General features: G+C 38.0%; 16 protein-coding genes. 15 read left to right on the top strand and 1 reads right to left on the bottom strand.

Translation table 11 applies throughout. The features are described 5' to 3' along the window. Positions 1 to 20 precede the first annotated feature (20 nt). The 15 genes from EWU22_RS03535 (at position 21) to EWU22_RS03465 (ending at position 15,236) form a co-directional block, all read left to right on the top strand. Positions 21 to 3,068, top strand: a complete 3,048-nt coding sequence (locus EWU22_RS03535) for a TAT-variant-translocated molybdopterin oxidoreductase (RefSeq protein ID WP_130924457.1) — start codon at positions 21 to 23, stop codon at positions 3,066 to 3,068. Between the two features lie 32 nt (positions 3,069 to 3,100). Then, positions 3,101 to 4,498 (top strand): NrfD/PsrC family molybdoenzyme membrane anchor subunit, encoded by a 1,398-nt coding sequence (gene nrfD / locus EWU22_RS03530; RefSeq protein WP_109321983.1) that lies wholly within the window; start codon positions 3,101 to 3,103, stop codon positions 4,496 to 4,498. Between the two features lie 28 nt (positions 4,499 to 4,526). Continuing rightward, on the top strand, positions 4,527 to 5,048 hold the full coding sequence (locus EWU22_RS03525) for a DUF3341 domain-containing protein (RefSeq protein ID WP_130924456.1): 522 nt from the start codon (positions 4,527 to 4,529) through the stop codon (positions 5,046 to 5,048). Between the two features lie 38 nt (positions 5,049 to 5,086). Continuing rightward, on the top strand, positions 5,087 to 5,698 hold the full coding sequence (locus EWU22_RS03520; RefSeq protein ID WP_109321981.1) for a c-type cytochrome: 612 nt from the start codon (positions 5,087 to 5,089) through the stop codon (positions 5,696 to 5,698). A 33-nt stretch (positions 5,699 to 5,731) separates the two neighbouring features. Then, the gene (locus tag EWU22_RS03515; RefSeq protein WP_130924455.1) at positions 5,732 to 7,093 is read left to right on the top strand and encodes a quinol:cytochrome C oxidoreductase; all 1,362 of its coding nucleotides are present in this window, start codon (positions 5,732 to 5,734) and stop codon (positions 7,091 to 7,093) included. 32 nt (positions 7,094 to 7,125) lie between these two features. Continuing rightward, positions 7,126 to 8,211: a cytochrome c oxidase subunit II gene (locus EWU22_RS03510; protein WP_109321979.1), complete on the top strand. Its 1,086-nt coding sequence runs from the start codon at positions 7,126 to 7,128 to the stop codon at positions 8,209 to 8,211. 29 nt (positions 8,212 to 8,240) lie between these two features. Then, a complete protein-coding gene (locus EWU22_RS03505; RefSeq protein WP_109321978.1) occupies positions 8,241 to 10,145 on the top strand; it encodes a cytochrome c oxidase subunit I in 1,905 nt (634 codons plus the stop codon). A 71-nt stretch (positions 10,146 to 10,216) separates the two neighbouring features. Then, positions 10,217 to 11,122, top strand: a complete 906-nt coding sequence (locus EWU22_RS03500; protein ID WP_130924454.1) for a COX15/CtaA family protein — start codon at positions 10,217 to 10,219, stop codon at positions 11,120 to 11,122. A gap of 1 nt (position 11,123) precedes the next feature. After that, a complete protein-coding gene (gene cyoE / locus EWU22_RS03495) occupies positions 11,124 to 11,975 on the top strand; it encodes a heme o synthase (RefSeq protein WP_130924453.1) in 852 nt (283 codons plus the stop codon). Between the two features lies 1 nt (position 11,976). After that, complete coding sequence (locus EWU22_RS03490; protein ID WP_109321975.1) at positions 11,977 to 12,555, top strand: cytochrome c oxidase subunit 3; 579 nt, start codon at positions 11,977 to 11,979, stop codon at positions 12,553 to 12,555. 11 nt (positions 12,556 to 12,566) lie between these two features. Further along, on the top strand, positions 12,567 to 13,334 hold the full coding sequence (locus tag EWU22_RS03485) for a cytochrome c oxidase subunit 3 (protein ID WP_130924452.1): 768 nt from the start codon (positions 12,567 to 12,569) through the stop codon (positions 13,332 to 13,334). Positions 13,335 to 13,353: 19 nt separating this feature from the next. Further along, positions 13,354 to 13,671 (top strand): cytochrome C oxidase subunit IV family protein, encoded by a 318-nt coding sequence (locus tag EWU22_RS03480; protein ID WP_109321973.1) that lies wholly within the window; start codon positions 13,354 to 13,356, stop codon positions 13,669 to 13,671. Positions 13,672 to 13,695: 24 nt separating this feature from the next. After that, complete coding sequence (locus tag EWU22_RS03475) at positions 13,696 to 14,415, top strand: SCO family protein (RefSeq protein ID WP_130924451.1); 720 nt, start codon at positions 13,696 to 13,698, stop codon at positions 14,413 to 14,415. Position 14,416: 1 nt separating this feature from the next. Next, positions 14,417 to 14,956: a DUF420 domain-containing protein gene (locus tag EWU22_RS03470; RefSeq protein ID WP_109321971.1), complete on the top strand. Its 540-nt coding sequence runs from the start codon at positions 14,417 to 14,419 to the stop codon at positions 14,954 to 14,956. Further along, positions 14,949 to 15,236 (top strand): hypothetical protein, encoded by a 288-nt coding sequence (locus EWU22_RS03465; RefSeq protein WP_130924450.1) that lies wholly within the window; start codon positions 14,949 to 14,951, stop codon positions 15,234 to 15,236. Before EWU22_RS03470 ends, EWU22_RS03465 begins: the two co-directional genes overlap by 8 nt. A 1-nt stretch (position 15,237) precedes the next feature. Here the strand turns inward: EWU22_RS03465 and murI are convergent, their stop codons facing one another. Beyond that, the gene (murI, locus tag EWU22_RS03460) at positions 15,238 to 16,047 is read right to left on the bottom strand and encodes a glutamate racemase (RefSeq protein ID WP_109321969.1); all 810 of its coding nucleotides are present in this window, start codon (positions 16,045 to 16,047) and stop codon (positions 15,238 to 15,240) included. Between the last annotated feature and the right edge of the window lie 73 nt (positions 16,048 to 16,120).

Genomic DNA, 16,120 nt, shown 5'->3' with positions numbered 1-16,120 from the left:
GTCTGAATAAGAAAGATTATATGGAAAATTCGAACAAGAGGTATTGGAAAGGGATTGAGGAGTTAACCAATGAACCATCGTTTGTAAAAAATATCCACAACGAATTTGGCAATATGCCATCGGAGAGCGATTCTAAAGGGGAAGCCCTTGTGGATGGTTCAGGAACTCATCGTCGTGATTTTCTTAAAATGTTGGGATTCGGTGTAGCAGCAGTATCATTAGCTGCTTGCGAGGCTCCAATAAAGAAAACCATTCCTTACTTGAACAAACCAGTAGATGTAGAACCTACCATTGCTAACTGGTATGCTTCAACGTATACAGATGGAGGTGAATACGCTTCTATCTTAGTTAAAACAAGAGAAGGTCGTCCTATCAAAATTGAAGGAAATAAACTTTCTGCAGTTTCTAAAGGAGTTCTTTCTGGTAGAGCACATGCTTCCGTATTAAGTCTTTATGACAACGAGAAATTAAAAGGTCCTCAAATTGGCGCTAAAGCTGCTGATTGGGCTCAATTAGATAAAGAATTCACAGCTAAATTAGCTGCGGCTGCAGCTAAAGGAGGACAAATCAGAATTGTATCTAATACCATTCTTTCTCCAAGCACGAAAAAAGTAATCGCTGAATTCACAGCAAAATATCCAACCACGCAACATGTGGTATATGATGCCAACCCAGCTTATGGTTTAACTCAAGCGCACGGTGGCATCCTACCTAGTATCGATTTCAGCAAAGCAAAAACAATTGTTTCTGTAGGTGCAGATTTCTTAGGTACTTGGGTTGCTCCTACTGAGTTTGCAGCACAATGGGCTGAAACTCGTCGTGTAGGATCAGCTAAAGATGGTAAAAAAGACATGTCTCGTCATTATCAGTTTGAGACTATCTTGTCCAATACAGGAGCTAATGCAGATTACCGTTCTGCTTACAAACCCTCTCAAGAAGGTTTAGTTGTAGTAAGCTTATACAACGCTGTTGCCAAATTAACAGGCGCAGCAGCATTAGCTGGAGCAGCTGTTAAATTAGATCACTTAGACAAAGCTGCGAAAGATTTAGTTGCTTCTAAAGGAGCATCGATTGTCGTAGCTGGTTCGAATGACCCAGAAGTACAAAAAGTAGTAGTTGCTATCAATGCCTTAGTTGGTGCTTATGGTTCAACTATTAACACAGGAGTAGCCGTTAATTACCGTCAAGGTAATGATATGGCTATGGCTAATTTCATTAAAGAAGCTGGAGCTGGAAAAATTGCTGCAGTTATTTTCTACAATGCCAACCCTGTTTATAATCACCCAATGGGAGCAGCTTTAGCAGCTGCATTACCAAAAGTGGAAGTTAGTTTAGCTACCAACGAACGTGCCGATGAAACAGCTTCATTGTGCCAGTTCATAGCTCCAGATTCTCATTACTTAGAATCGTGGAATGACGCAGAACCAAAAACAGGTTTCTACTCATTAACTCAGCCTACAATCTCGACAATTTTCAAAACTCGTCAAGCTCAATCCAGTTTATTAACTTGGGCAGGTTTGAATGGCGATTATGCAACTTACTTAGAGCGTAATTGGGAATCCAATATCTTGAAAGCAGGTGCAGTACAATGGAAAAATGCATTGCATGATGGTGTATTCCAACCAAATGCAGTAAGTATTTCTACAGCTGTACCATCCGTAGATGCTAATGCTGCTGCTGCTGCAATTTCAAAAGCATATACAGCTAATTCAACTGGATTAGAAATTTCAGTATACGAAAAAGTAGGTTTAGGTACAGGCTCTCAGGCAAACAACCCATGGTTGCAGGAATTCCCTGAGCCAGTATCAAAAGCATGTTGGGACAATTATGCATCTATTTCGCAGCCTACTGCAACTAAGTTAAACTTGAAACAAGGTGATTTAGTGAAAGTGTCCGCTAAGGGATATGAAGTTACATTACCTGTCTTAGTTCAACCTGGTCAAGCACAAGATACAGTAGCTATCGCGATTGGATACGGAAGAACAAAGGCTGGAAAATCAGCGGATGGAGTAGGTGTTAATGCTTATCCATTTATTTCAGAAATCAATGGTGCTTGCGTAGGTACTTGTACTCAAGGAGTATCGGTAAGCCCAACTGGAGATACAAAAGACATTGCTCAGACACAAACTCACCACACAGTGATGGCTCGTCAGGCAGTTGTTCAAGAAACTGTTCTTGGTGAATTTGTTAAAAATCCACAATCAGGACGTTTCAATCCAACGGTTGCAACATCAGAAGGAAAGAAAGACGCAACTGATTTAACACTTTGGAATGGTCACCAATACAACAACCACGCTTGGGGTATGGTGATTGACTTAAACACTTGTACAGGATGTTCTGCTTGCGTGGTTTCATGTTCAGCTGAAAACAACGTTCCAGTGGTTGGTCGCCAAGAGGTCATTAACCGTCGTGAAATGCACTGGATGCGTATTGACCGTTATTATTCTTCTGATGCTGAGGTAGAAGATTTGAAAGGATTAGAAGTAGCATCAGACAATCCTGAGGTTGTATTCCAACCAATGCTTTGCCAACACTGTAACAATGCTCCTTGCGAGACTGTTTGTCCGGTATTAGCTACGACTCACTCGACAGAGGGTCTAAATCAAATGACATATAACCGTTGTATTGGTACTCGTTACTGTGCTAACAACTGTCCATATAAAGTTCGTCGTTTCAACTGGTTCCGTTACTACCAAACTGATGAATATGATTTCCACTTCAACAATGACTTAGGTCGTATGGTGATTAACCCAGACGTAACGGTTCGTTCACGTGGGGTTATGGAAAAATGTTCGATGTGCGTTCAACGTATTCAAGAAGGCAAGTTGACTGCGAAGAAAGAAAAAAGAAGACCAGTCGATGGAGAGATACAAGTAGCTTGTGCTCAATCTTGTCCTACCAATGCCATCACATTTGGTGACATGAACGATCCTGCTTCTGAAATTTCTAAATTATTAGCTGTTGAGAAAGAAGGTAGAGCTTACGGAGTAATCGAAGAGATTAACGTGAAGCCAAACATCTCTTACTTAATGAAGGTTCGTAACAAGGACGTTAAAAAAGAAGCATAATTATTCAATCGTATTAAAAAGTAAATAAAAATATGTCGCACGTTGTATCACCCATAAGAGAGAAACTAGTTACTGGTGGCAAATCTTATTCCGATGTTACCCACGATATTTGCAAGCAGGTAGAAGGGGAACCCACCAAAGAATGGAAATGGGCCTTCGGTATATCTTCTATTGTATTTATCTATGGAGCTTACTGCCTATTCTATACCTGGTGGCAAGGTATTGGTGTTTGGGGTTTAAATAAAACAGTAGGTTGGGCATGGGATATTACCAACTTCGTATGGTGGGTTGGTATTGGTCACGCTGGTACATTGATTTCTGCCGTATTGTTATTATTCCGTCAAAAATGGAGAACCTCTATCAACCGTTCAGCGGAAGCGATGACAATTTTTGCCGTACTTTGTGCAGCATCTTTCATCTTGGCTCACATGGGCCGTCCTTGGTTAGCTCATTGGGCTTTACCACTTCCAAATGCTTTCGGTTCTTTATGGGTTAACTTTAACTCTCCATTAGTTTGGGACGTATTTGCTATCTCGACGTATTTATCCGTTTCTTTATTATTCTGGTACATGGGTTTAGTGCCTGATTTGGCTTCTATCCGTGACCGTGCTACTACGAAAGGACGTAAATTTTGGTATGGTTTGTTCAGCTTAGGTTGGACAGGGTCATCCAAGACTTGGGCTCGATATGAGTACATGTCATTAATCTTAGCAGGTATCTCTACTCCCCTAGTACTTTCGGTACACACGATTGTATCCATGGACTTTGCCACTTCAGTTATTCCAGGATGGCATACAACAATCTTCCCTCCGTATTTCGTGGCGGGTGCGATTTTCTCCGGTTTTGCGATGGTGCAAACATTATTGTTGATCACACGTGTCGTTTTCAAATTAGAAGATTACATTACGATTGAGCATATTGAAATGATGAACATCGTTATCACGGTAACAGGTTCAGTTGTAGGTATTGCTTATTTAACTGAATTCTTCATCGCTTGGTATTCAGGAGTGGAATATGAAAGCTATGCTTTCATTAACCGTGCAACGGGACCATATTGGTGGGCATATTGGATGATGATGACATGTAACGTAATCTCTCCACAATTATTCTGGTCTAAAGCAATCCGTACTAATTTAATGGTGAGCTTCTTCTTATCTATCGTAGTAAACGTAGGTATGTGGTTTGAGCGTTTTGTGATTATCGTAACATCATTACATAGAGATTACTTACCATCTTCATGGGCTATGTTCTCTCCAACGATGTATGATATTGGTGATTACATTTTCTCTTTTGGTTTATTCTTTACACTATTCTTCTTGTTCGCTAAATATTTACCAGTAGTTAATATGGCCGAGGTGAAATCAGTCATGAAAGGTGTATCAAGCAATTTCCCTGAAAAGAAAAAAGCAACTAAAAAAACCGAAGAATAATTTATTAGCAATTCGAAATTAAAACAATATGAGTTCGACAACTAACTACATTTTAGGTGTATACGATGATGAGGATGAGGTGTTACACGCAGTTAGCGAGGTAAAATCTAAAGGCATCAAAATTGAAGACGTATTCACTCCATTTCCGATTCACGGATTGGATCGCGCTGTAGGGCATGAGCGTACCCGCTTACCTATTGCAGCCTTCATGTTTGGTGTATTGGGATTAACCTGTGCTTTATCATTAATCAGCTACACCATGGTTTTTGATTGGCCTATGATTATTGGAGGTAAAGATTTCTTTGCATTACCTAACTGGATCCCTGTAAGCTTTGAAGGAACGGTATTGTTTACAGCATTTGGATTGGTCATTACATTTTGTATTTCCAATAACCTATATCCAGGTAACCAACCAGACCTATTAGATCTTAGAATCACGGACGATAAATTTGTTATGGCAATCAATGTTGACAAAAACAAAAAAGTAAGTGCCGATGATATCAAGAAAGCCTTGAAAGATTCAGGTGCGATTGAAGTAAATGTTAAATAATTAACCAAGAACAATTGTTCACGAAGAAGCATAACAAAATGTTGAATCCAAGATACCAATTCGTTTTATTTGCTGGTTTAGCCCTAGGCTTATTGTCCTCTTGTAGTGACGACCACAATGATACAGGAACAGAATTTGCTCCAAACATGTACCATTCCGTTGCTTATGAGCCAATGACTCAAACCGATGGCGATACCAATACCATCAATCCTCTCGGAATGAACATGCGTCAGCCAGTAGCAGGAACAGTAGCAAGAAGCAAATATGCAGGAAGTGATTCCTTACAAAAAGAATTCTTACATCAAGATTTGATTTCAAGAACTATTCCAAACGATAGCATTACCTATTCAGCGGCAGCTTTGAAAAACCCATTAGCTGCTACACCTGAAAATATCGAAGCTGGAAAATTACAATATGAAAGATATTGCCAGCACTGCCACGGTGAAACAGGTAAAGGAGATGGTTTGGTTGCTAAAATGTATAAAGGGGTTCCTGTATATTCTAGTGACGCATTAAAAGCCTTGAACGATGGTCATATTTACCACGTGATTACACATGGTAAAGGAAGAATGTGGCCTCATGGCTCACAAATCACTTCAGCCAATCGTTGGAAAATTGTACTTTATGTACATGAATTGCAAAAACAATAGTTCAATTAATTAAAAATTAAAATACCAGATAAAATGGCGGGACACTCACATTTTTCCCCAGCAAACGTTGAAGAGCATTTTGAATTCACTTCTGAAGGCAAAAAAAGAGTTATTTATGCTTTCATTGCCGGAATAGTAGCTTTAGTGCTTGGAATATATCTTTTATCCAAAGGTGAGGCTGGTGGCCACGAAGTTGCCAACGCAGGACATGAAGCTGTAAAAGCGGGTCATGAAGCTGCCTCAGAACACCTTTCAGGCGGAGCGGTATCCCACCAACCTGCAGCTGAAGAACATTATGATTGGACCAATCGCATTTGGGCCAACGTTTGGTTAAATGCCGTATTCTTTACTGGTATTGCCATCATTGGTATGTTCTTCGTTTCATTACAATACCTGACTAAATCAGGTTGGTCATCTGTGATGAAGCGTGTACCAGAGGCATTCCCTAAATTCTTATACATTACCCTACCTATTTTACTATTAGTATTCTTCTTTAAAGGAGATGCGATCTTCCACTGGATGCACCATGGTGTAACTGAAGTAGGAAATGAAAACTATGATAAAATCATAGCTGGTAAATCAGGCTATTTGAACAAGACATTCTTCTTGGTTCGCCTAGTTGGTTTCTTTGCTCTATGGATTGGTTTATGGTTAGTATTACGTAAAAAATCACTTGAAGAAGATTTAATTGGAGGAACAGATTTATTCACTCAATTAGTTCGTATCTCTACTGCATTTATTGTCATTTTTGGAGCATCAAGTTCTATGTTTGCTTGGGATTGGGTTATGTCCATTGATACTCACTGGTTCTCAACCATGTTTGGCTGGTACATGTTCTCATCTTGGCATGTTACGGGTTTAGCCGTTATTACATTGACCATCTTATTGTTGAAAGACAAAGGTTATATGGCCTATGTGAACGAAAACCACTTACATGATTTAGGAAAGTTGATGTTTGCATTCTCTATCTTCTGGACATACGTTTGGTTTGAGCAATTCTTATTGATTTATTATGCCAACATGCCTGAGGAAATCATTTATTTCTTAGAGCGTTGGGAAGGACACAACAAGATTTATAAAACTTCAGAAATTTTGATGGTTTTCTTAAACTTCTTCTTCCCTTTCCTAGTTCTTATGACACGTGATGCAAAAAGAACGCGTATTTTCTTGAAAATTGCGGCATTCTTTATCATCGTTGGACACTACATTGATTTTTACCAAATGATTATGCCTGGCGTTTTAGGAGGTCATGCAGGTTACGGTTTAGTTGAGTTTGGAATGGTTACTGTTTTTGCTTCTGCTTTTATTTACATTATTAGTGATGAATTAACAAAAGCTTCTTTAATAGCGAAAAACCACCCATTCTTACCAGAAGCGGTTCATCACGATATTTAGTATTTAAATTACGATTCTAACAAATAAAACATATGAATTACCTAGTTGGTCTTTTATCCGTTGTATTCTTCATCTTAGCGATTACTGTAATCAGCAAAAGCTTGAAGCTTAACAAAAACCTTAGTGGTGAAAATGAGTCAGATTCTGCTCTAGATTCACATAATAATACCAATGCTTTTGGATTCTTACTATTCTGGCTATTTGGAACAATTGCAGGAGTATGGTCATTCTTACATTCTAAGCCTGATTTTCTTCCTGTAGCTGCTTCAGAACACGGAGTAAAGACAGATTCTATGTTTTGGATTTCCATGGCTGTCGTAACATTTGCTTTTTTCATTACGAACTCATTATTGTTCTTTTTTGCATTCCAATATCGCAATGATAAAAACAGAAAGGCGACTTTCTACCCTGTCAACCATAAGCTTGAAATTATCTGGACAATTATTCCAGCTATTGTTATGGCGATTTTAGTTTTCACAGGTTGGAGAACTTGGAGAGATATTACTTCTCAAGCACCTAGTAACGCGGTAGTAATTGAAGTAACTGGTCACCAATTTGGTTGGTATGTACGTTATGCAGGTAATGATGATAGCCAATTAGGTAACATTAATTATAAATTGATTGATGAAACGAATAGCCTTGGTCTAGACTTTACAGATAAAAATTCATTTGATGATTTTACTGCCAATGAATTGCATCTTCCTAAAGGTGTGCCTGTCTTGTTGAAAATCAGAGCTCAAGACGTTTTACACTCGGTATATCTTCCTTTCCAACGTGTTAAAATGGATGCCGTTCCAGGTATGCCAACTAAGTTTTGGTTTACCCCAACGATTTCGACAGACGAAATGCGTGCTAAGCTAGGTAAGAAGGATTTTAACTTTAAGTTAAACTGTACTGAGATTTGTGGCCGTGGTCACTTTGGTATGGCCATTACTGTTTTCGTGGATGAACCGGCTGATTACAAAAAATGGGTATCGGAACAAAAACCATTCTTAACCATGAATCCTGCGTACTTGTCTAAAGTACCAGAGAATTTAAAAGCGAAAGCAAGTAAATATATTCCAGCTGAGCCTATCGCAGCAGATAGTACTGCTACAGAAGCTGTTAGTGTCAAATAATTAGAAAGAATTTAGAAAAAATAATACCTATGTCAACAGCCGTATCAACTACTGAAGAAGTACACGCTCATGGACACGATCATGGTCATGATCACGAGCATGAACATCATGAACTTGGTTTTATCCGTAAGTACATCTTTTCAGAAGATCATAAGACGATTGCAAAACAATATTTAATCTCAGGTATCCTTTGGGCATTTATCGGTGGATCATTATCGATCATCTTCCGTTTGCAATTAGGTTTCCCTGATATGAGCTTAGAATGGTTAAGACCTATTTTAGGTGAGTGGATTGATGAGTCAGGTAAATTAGATAAAGAATTCTACTTAGCCTTGGTAACGATGCACGGAACCATCATGGTATTCTTTGTATTAACAGCTGGTCTATCGGGTACTTTCTCAAACTTCTTGATTCCATTACAAATTGGAGCCCGTGATATGGCTTCTGGATTCATTAACATGTTATCCTATTGGTTCTTTGCCTTGTCTTCTGTGATCATGTTCTCTTCATTGTTCATTGAAACAGGTCCAGCTTCAGGTGGTTGGGTTATTTACCCTCCTCTAAGTGCATTGCCACAAGCTATGCCAGGTTCTGGATTAGGTATGACCTTGTGGTTAACCAGTATGGCCTTGTTTATTGTTTCTCAATTAATGGGTGGTATCAATTACATCTGTACGATCATCAACTTGAGAACCCGTGGTATGACATTTACAAAAATGCCACTAACTATCTGGTCATTCTTCTTTACAGCGGTATTAGGTTTATTATCGTTCCCAGTATTATTATCAGCGGCTTTATTGTTGATTTTTGACCGTAGCTTTGGTACATCTTTCTATTTATCTGAGATTTATATTCAAGGTCAAGCGCTTCCAAACATGGGAGGTAGCCCAATCTTGTACCAACACTTATTCTGGTTCTTAGGTCACCCAGAGGTATACATCGTATTATTACCTGCTTTAGGTATGACTTCTGAGGTTATTGCAACGAATTCACGTAAGCCAATTTTTGGATACCGTGCTATGATTGGTTCAATGATGGGTATCACCGTACTTGCCTTCATCGTTTGGGCTCACCACATGTTCGTTACTGGTATGAATCCATTCCTAGGATCCGTATTTATGTTCTTAACCTTAATCATTGCTGTTCCATCAGCAGTAAAAGGGTTTAACTACATTACTACGCTTTGGAAAGGTAATATCGTATTTACTCCAGCTATGTTATTCTCCATTGGTCTTGTATCCCTATTTATTTCAGGTGGTGTTACAGGTATCATTTTAGGTAACTCGGCATTGGACATTAACTTACACGATACCTATTTCGTAGTTGCCCACTTCCACTTAGTAATGGGTGCAGCTTCATTCTTTGGCTTGATGGCTGGTGTTTACCACTGGTTCCCTAAGATGTTTGGTCGTATGATGAATAAGACAGCTGGATATATCCACTTCTGGTTAACATTTGTGGGTGTTTACTTAGTATTCTTCCCAATGCACTATACAGGTATTGCTGGTTTCCCTAGACGTTACTATTCATTTACAGCTTTAGGAAATGATGGTGAATCAGCTTTCACGGATTTGAATGCTTTCATATCGATTGCAGCAATTATTACCTTTTCTGCTCAAGCTATTTTCTTCTTTAACTTCTTCTATTCAATCTTCAAAGGAAAGCGTTCTACACAGAACCCTTGGAAATCGAATACGTTAGAGTGGACAGCTCCTATCGTACCAGGACACGGAAACTGGGAAGGAGAAATTCCTGCCGTATACCGTTGGCCATATGATTATAGCAAGCCAGGTTCTGAGGCAGATTTTATTCCTCAAACTGTACCTCATTCTGCAACTCCTGAATCAAATCTTCCTGAAGAGAATGATGAGATTGCAAAAGAAAAGGAAATTGAAAGTTTATTAGCGGCTCAGAACGAGAGTTACAACCGATAAAAACCAATAACCTAAAAGATGCATCGAAATGATTCTCATTTGGATGCATCTTTTTTTTTCTCCCCACAACCATGACATTCCAAAAATTTGGCTTTGTTACTTTACTCTGTATTTACCTTCTCATTTTAGCTGGAGGAATTGTTCGAAGTACGGGATCGGGAATGGGATGTCCAGATTGGCCTAAATGTTTTGGTAGATTTATTCCTCCAACCAAAGCATCCGAATTACCCCTTCATTATGAAATTACCTACAAGGAGAAATTACATGGTGAAGTAATTTTCAACCCAACTAAAACGTGGATTGAATACATCAATCGTCTAATTGGAGCATTAACAGGGTTATTTGTTTTAATAACGACCCTATTAGCCTACAAAACAGGGAAAAAAGAATTTATACTTTCCTTTCTTGCCTTATTACTTGTATTAGGTAATGCAGTTTTAGGTAAGTATGTAGTAGATTCATTTCTTTTGCCAGGTGTTGTCACCATTCACATGCTATTGAGCATAGGAGTCTTGTTTCTGCTATTCAAGGCTTTACATGTCAAGCAAAGCACCATTGAAACTAGCTCTAACATACGATCGTGGATACTATTAAATCTACTAATCTGTGTGATTCAAATTATCTTAGGTACTCAGGTAAGAGAAGAAATGGATCACGTCATTGTTCAATATGGAGAAAACGCAAAATCTGAATGGGTTAGCCATTTAGGAATGATCTACATCATTCATCGAACATTTTCTTGGGTACTTGTGATTAGCCACTTAATTCTCTGGAATAAAATAAAAAAATCAAATTTTAGTTCATTAAAAAACTATAGTAGCTACTTATTAGTTTTTCTAAGTATATCCTTGCTAACGGGAATATTAATGGCGTATGTCGACTTACCTTTGGGTAGTCAAGCCATTCATTTAACCATATCGCTCGTCATCCTAGGATTACACATGAACACATGGATTAAAACAAGCACAAACACATAAGATGTCATCCATTAAGCCATATATAGCATTACTAAAATCCAGACTATCCATTACGGTAGCCTTCTCTGGAACATTTGGCTATTTATTGGCCCCTATTGAACATACGACACTACATATTGTTATTATTTCATTAGCTGGATACTTGCTTACAGGAGCAGCTAACATTGTCAATCAATTGAAAGAAATTGATTTTGATAAGTTGATGAAACGAACGGCAAAAAGACCATTACCAACAGAAGTTTTACAACCGCAGCAAGCTAAAATTTATGGAATAATCATTTTAATGGTCTCCATGGGCTTACTGAGTTATCTGTCTTGGAAAGCAGCCATCATTGGATTCATTTCCTATTTATTGTACGGCTTTGTTTACACCCCATTAAAACGTGTTGGACCAATCTCGGTATTTGTTGGTGCTATTCCTGGAGCCTTTCCTCCCATGATTGGATGGCTAGCGGCCACCAATGAATTTGGCTGGGAACCCGGTATATTATTTGCCATTCAGTTCTTCTGGCAATTCCCACACTTTTGGGCGATTGCCTGGGTTGCTGATGCTGATTATAAAAAAGCAGGATTTAAAATGCTTCCTAATGATGGAAAGAAAGACATGAAAACGGCTTTCACCATCATGATATATACCATCTTTTTAGTACCCTTGGGGCTTGTCCCCTATTTATTGCATATGACAGGAATTCAATCCGCTATTATTGCTGTAATAGCAGGTACTTTATTCCTTTGCCAAACTTTTTACCTGATGATGCGCCCGACAGATAAGGCCGCTCGATGGATGATGTTTGGATCTTTTTTCTATTTACTTGTAGTACAAATTGCCTTTTTATTTGATAAAATTTCATAACATGAACGCAGAAACCAATTCTATAGAAGCCAAAGCAACTCGTTCCGTGAATCCTAAAATATTCACCATGTGGTTGTTCATTGTATCTATTATTATGCTCTTTGCTGCCTTTACCAGTGCTTACCTAGTACGTAAAGCAGAAGGGAACTGGGTAGAGTTTCAGTTGCCGAATCTATTTTGGATTAGTACAGTAGTTTTATTACTCAGCAGTGCCTCCATGCATTTTGCATTATTAGCAGCAAAAAAAGACCAATTTAATGCGTTAAGAATAAGTATTTCTATTACTTTTGTGCTCGGATTATTGTTTTTAGTATTACAATATTTCGGATGGGTACAATTAGTCGAAATGAACGTTTATTTCGTTGGTAATCCATCAGGGTCATTTGTCTATGTTTTATCTGGTCTTCACGGTCTGCATTTAATCTCTGGATTAATTGTTTTGATTGTAGCCTTAATAGCTGCATTCCGTATGAAAATCAATGCCAAAGCCCTAACTCAAATTAAAATTTGCTCCACCTATTGGCATTTTTTAGATGCTTTGTGGATTTATTTATTTTTATTTTTAGTGTTTAACAATTAAGCTATTACCTCATGTCAGTTGCACACGCTGCCCCTTCTGTTCCTGAAAACTTAACCTGGACAGGTGGTTCTGAACCTCTTAAAGCTAGTTATGGAAAACTAATGATGTGGTTTTTCCTACTTTCTGACACCTTTACATTCTCGGCACTTTTAGTGACTTATGGAATGATTCGTTTCAGTCAACCAGCTTGGAAAGGAAGTCCTAGTGATTTCTATTTTTCAACACAACACTGGCCTATCCCAGAAAAAGTGTTTGAGGCAGTTCCATTCTTACACGGAGTGTCATTACCCTTGGTGTTTGTAGGTATCATGACGTTCATTTTGATTGCATCTTCAGTAACCATGGTATTAGCTGTTGAAGCTGGGCACCGCGGCGATCGCAAGGATGTTGAAAAATGGATGCTTTGGACCATCGTAGGTGGATTCACTTTCTTGGGCTCGCAAGCTTGGGAATGGAGTCACTTTATTCACGGACCTGAAGATTTGTCATTAGCAGCTAAACAATTAGTAGATGGTGTCATGACCCCTATTGAAGGAGCTAATTTAGTACGTAACCCATATGGCCCTCCTGCCTTTGCAGACTTATTCTTCTTTATTACAGGTTTCCACGGAACACACGTATTTTCAGGAGTTATCCTTAACATTTTGATTTTCTTCAATGCAGCTACTGGAGTATATGAGCGCAGAGGTCATTATGAAATGGTTGAGAAAGTTGGTTTATACTGGCACTTTGTAGACCTTGTTTGGGTATTCGTATTTACCTTCTTTTATCTTGTTTAATATTTAATTCTCTTAACATATGGCTTCGCACGTTACTGCACACGAAACCTCAGAAAAAGAAATTCCTGCTCCACAAACAGGCGCTATTTGGAAAACTTTTTGGATTCTTTTAATTCTTACAGCAATCGAATTCGTTATTGCCTTTACATTGCCAGCTAACACTTTGCGTGTTGCTATCTTTTCAGGAATGACTATCGTTAAAGCATTTTACATCGTAGGTGAATTCATGCACTTAAAGCATGAAGTAAAAACCCTTATCTGGGCTGTTTTAATCCCTACCGTATTCGTTGTTTGGTTACTAGTAGCTTTGATCTACGAAGGTGGACATTTGTATTAGTAGATCTTAATCTCTTATTGGCGCATGACTAAAAAGACAGGCATTTTATTAACCATTTTAATAGTGCCTGTCTTTTTATATTTAGGCTTGCACGAATTTGGTAATAATCATTTTCAATTACCTCGATACATTCCAGAAATTGATTCCACTACTGGTGAAGTCAAGATGGAAAAAAGAATCAATCCTCGTTGGAATGAATCTGATATGGATACCGTATTCTTTCGAATCCCCCCTTTTCAATTAACAGATCAGAAAGGGGTTCCATTTTCTTCCCAAATATTAGATAATCAGATTTATGTAGCGAGCTTTTTCTTTACTCGCTGTACGACCATTTGCCCCAAAATTACCTCACAAGTAAGTCGTCTCCAAGATGTATTCAGCAGAGAGGATGATATCAAACTAATCTCTATTTCAGTAGATCCTAAATTTGATACACCTGAAAAACTCGCTCAATATGCCCATCGATTTGACGCGAAACCAGGTAAATGGTATTTTTTAACCGGCGATAAAAAAACCATATATCCCTTAGCCTTAAAAGGTTTTCATGTTCCTTTAGCCGATGCGTCTGAATATGATCAGGCAATAAAAAATCCGGATGAAACATTTATACACTCTGAAAGGTTAATACTGATAGATAAAGAAAAACACATCAGAGGCTTCTACAATGGTACTGATAAGAAAGAAGTAGATCGACTTATGATGGAGATAAAAGTATTAAAACGCATTTATGATAGCGAAAAATAAGATGGCTGCATATAAAATTGAAAATACCCCTAAGAATAATCAAATTATCAATGTTTTATCGCTAGCGATTCCCATAGCAGTTGCTATGTTGAATGCGATACAAACTAAGTTTCCTTTAGGTGCATGGACTAAAATTCTTCCTCATATAAACGGTGTTTTAAATGCCACCTGTTCCATCATTTTGGTTCTAGGATTTATCGCCATTAAAAATAAGAACATCGATTTACACCGTAAATTAATGGGTGTTGCATTCGTTTTAGGAAGTCTTTTCTTAGTATCTTATGTATGTTATCACATTTCGAATGAACCTACAAGGTTTGGAGGAACAGGATGGCTAAGACCTACTTATTACATATTATTGTTTTCGCATATACTACTTTCCATAGGAGTAGTTCGCTTGGTTTTAAAGGCCATCTATTTTGCCTTAACAGATCAAATTGAGTCTCATAAAAAATTAGTTAAATGGGCGTTCCCCATTTGGCTATATGTCAGTATTACGGGTGTATTGGTTTATTTATTAATTGCCCCATATTATGTCTAAGAAATTACTATTTTTCATCTTTTTGTTTTTCTTACTTGTGCAGTTTGATAGCTCAGCTCAATGCGCTATGTGTCGTACAACGGTGGAAAGTACCATTTCCAATGGTCGTTCCAATATCGCAACAGGTTTAAATACTGGAATTTTATATTTACTTACGGCCCCTTATTTATTAGTGGGTGCTATTGCATTTTTATGGTTCCGTCAAAGTAAAAAAGAGCAACAAGATCGTATTGCTAAATTAAGAATCAGACAAAAAGTTAGTCAAATATTAGGCCAATAAACTAATCCCAAATAGGATATTGGGTTAATTTAATAGTCTCCCCAAAAAATAGTTGAGTAGACTTTTCAAAGGAGTCTGTATAATCCGAGACAAAAAATTGTCGAGATCCTGTTGCCTCTTCTTGTATAGACAAATCATATTGCTCTAATATGCGCTTAATTTCCTGAGCCACAATTTGCGATGTATCGATAACAGGAATTTGACCTTGATAAAATTGCTCAATTTGAGATTTAATCAAAGGATAGTGTGTACAGGCTAAAATCAAACCTTCAATATTTTTTAATACATCCTGTTCCAAATATTCTCGAATAATTTGTTCCGAAATCGTATTATTAAAAAAACCTTCCTCAATCATGGGGGCAAGTAAAGGCGTAGCCAGAGATTGAATATGAATATCTTTCCCTAAGGCCTCTGCCTTACGAGCATAAATCCCAGAATTAACTGTTTGTTTCGTTCCAATCAAACCCAAGGTTTTGCCGGCCCAATGTTGATCCAAATATTGAATGACAGGATCGATGACATTTACTACCACAGCCTTTGTTCCAACATATGTTTTCACTAAATCATAGGCCGCCGCTGAAGCTGAATTACAAGCAATTAAAATCAACTTGCAATTTTTCTCTAATAATAAATTACAAATTTTTACAGAATAAGCTTGAATGGCCGTAGCTGATTTATCCCCGTATGGTAAGTGAGCAGTATCCCCAAAATAAATAATAGGTTCTTGTGGAATCAGTTCTGTAATAGCGTGGGCTAGAGTTAATCCTCCTATTCCACTATCAAAAATCCCAATGGGTGCAGCGTTTGGCATATATATTAAATCTGCGTAAAGAAAGGAATTTTGAAAATCTTTTCAAACCCATGCAACCATTTATGTTTAATGC

Origin of the sequence: Aquirufa nivalisilvae (genome assembly GCF_004307455.1) — a bacterium.
GTDB lineage: Bacteria > Bacteroidota > Bacteroidia > Cytophagales > Spirosomataceae > Aquirufa > Aquirufa nivalisilvae.
The sequence above is the reverse complement of the archived record's forward strand: the minus strand, read 5'-3'. Positions and strand labels throughout refer to the sequence as shown.

Coding starts and splice junctions, on each gene's coding strand:
- EWU22_RS03500 (WP_130924454.1), top strand. CDS start 10,217: ATGACATTCCAAAAATTTGGCTTTGTTACTTTACTCTGTATTTACCTT.
- cyoE (WP_130924453.1), top strand. CDS start 11,124: ATGTCATCCATTAAGCCATATATAGCATTACTAAAATCCAGACTATCC.
- EWU22_RS03515 (WP_130924455.1), top strand. CDS start 5,732: ATGGCGGGACACTCACATTTTTCCCCAGCAAACGTTGAAGAGCATTTT.
- EWU22_RS03485 (WP_130924452.1), top strand. CDS start 12,567: ATGTCAGTTGCACACGCTGCCCCTTCTGTTCCTGAAAACTTAACCTGG.
- EWU22_RS03490 (WP_109321975.1), top strand. CDS start 11,977: ATGAACGCAGAAACCAATTCTATAGAAGCCAAAGCAACTCGTTCCGTG.
- nrfD (WP_109321983.1), top strand. CDS start 3,101: ATGTCGCACGTTGTATCACCCATAAGAGAGAAACTAGTTACTGGTGGC.
- EWU22_RS03525 (WP_130924456.1), top strand. CDS start 4,527: ATGAGTTCGACAACTAACTACATTTTAGGTGTATACGATGATGAGGAT.
- EWU22_RS03535 (WP_130924457.1), top strand. CDS start 21: ATGGAAAATTCGAACAAGAGGTATTGGAAAGGGATTGAGGAGTTAACC.
- EWU22_RS03520 (WP_109321981.1), top strand. CDS start 5,087: ATGTTGAATCCAAGATACCAATTCGTTTTATTTGCTGGTTTAGCCCTA.
- EWU22_RS03505 (WP_109321978.1), top strand. CDS start 8,241: ATGTCAACAGCCGTATCAACTACTGAAGAAGTACACGCTCATGGACAC.
- EWU22_RS03510 (WP_109321979.1), top strand. CDS start 7,126: ATGAATTACCTAGTTGGTCTTTTATCCGTTGTATTCTTCATCTTAGCG.
- murI (WP_109321969.1), bottom strand. CDS start 16,047: ATGCCAAACGCTGCACCCATTGGGATTTTTGATAGTGGAATAGGAGGA.
- EWU22_RS03475 (WP_130924451.1), top strand. CDS start 13,696: ATGACTAAAAAGACAGGCATTTTATTAACCATTTTAATAGTGCCTGTC.
- EWU22_RS03465 (WP_130924450.1), top strand. CDS start 14,949: ATGTCTAAGAAATTACTATTTTTCATCTTTTTGTTTTTCTTACTTGTG.
- EWU22_RS03470 (WP_109321971.1), top strand. CDS start 14,417: ATGGCTGCATATAAAATTGAAAATACCCCTAAGAATAATCAAATTATC.
- EWU22_RS03480 (WP_109321973.1), top strand. CDS start 13,354: ATGGCTTCGCACGTTACTGCACACGAAACCTCAGAAAAAGAAATTCCT.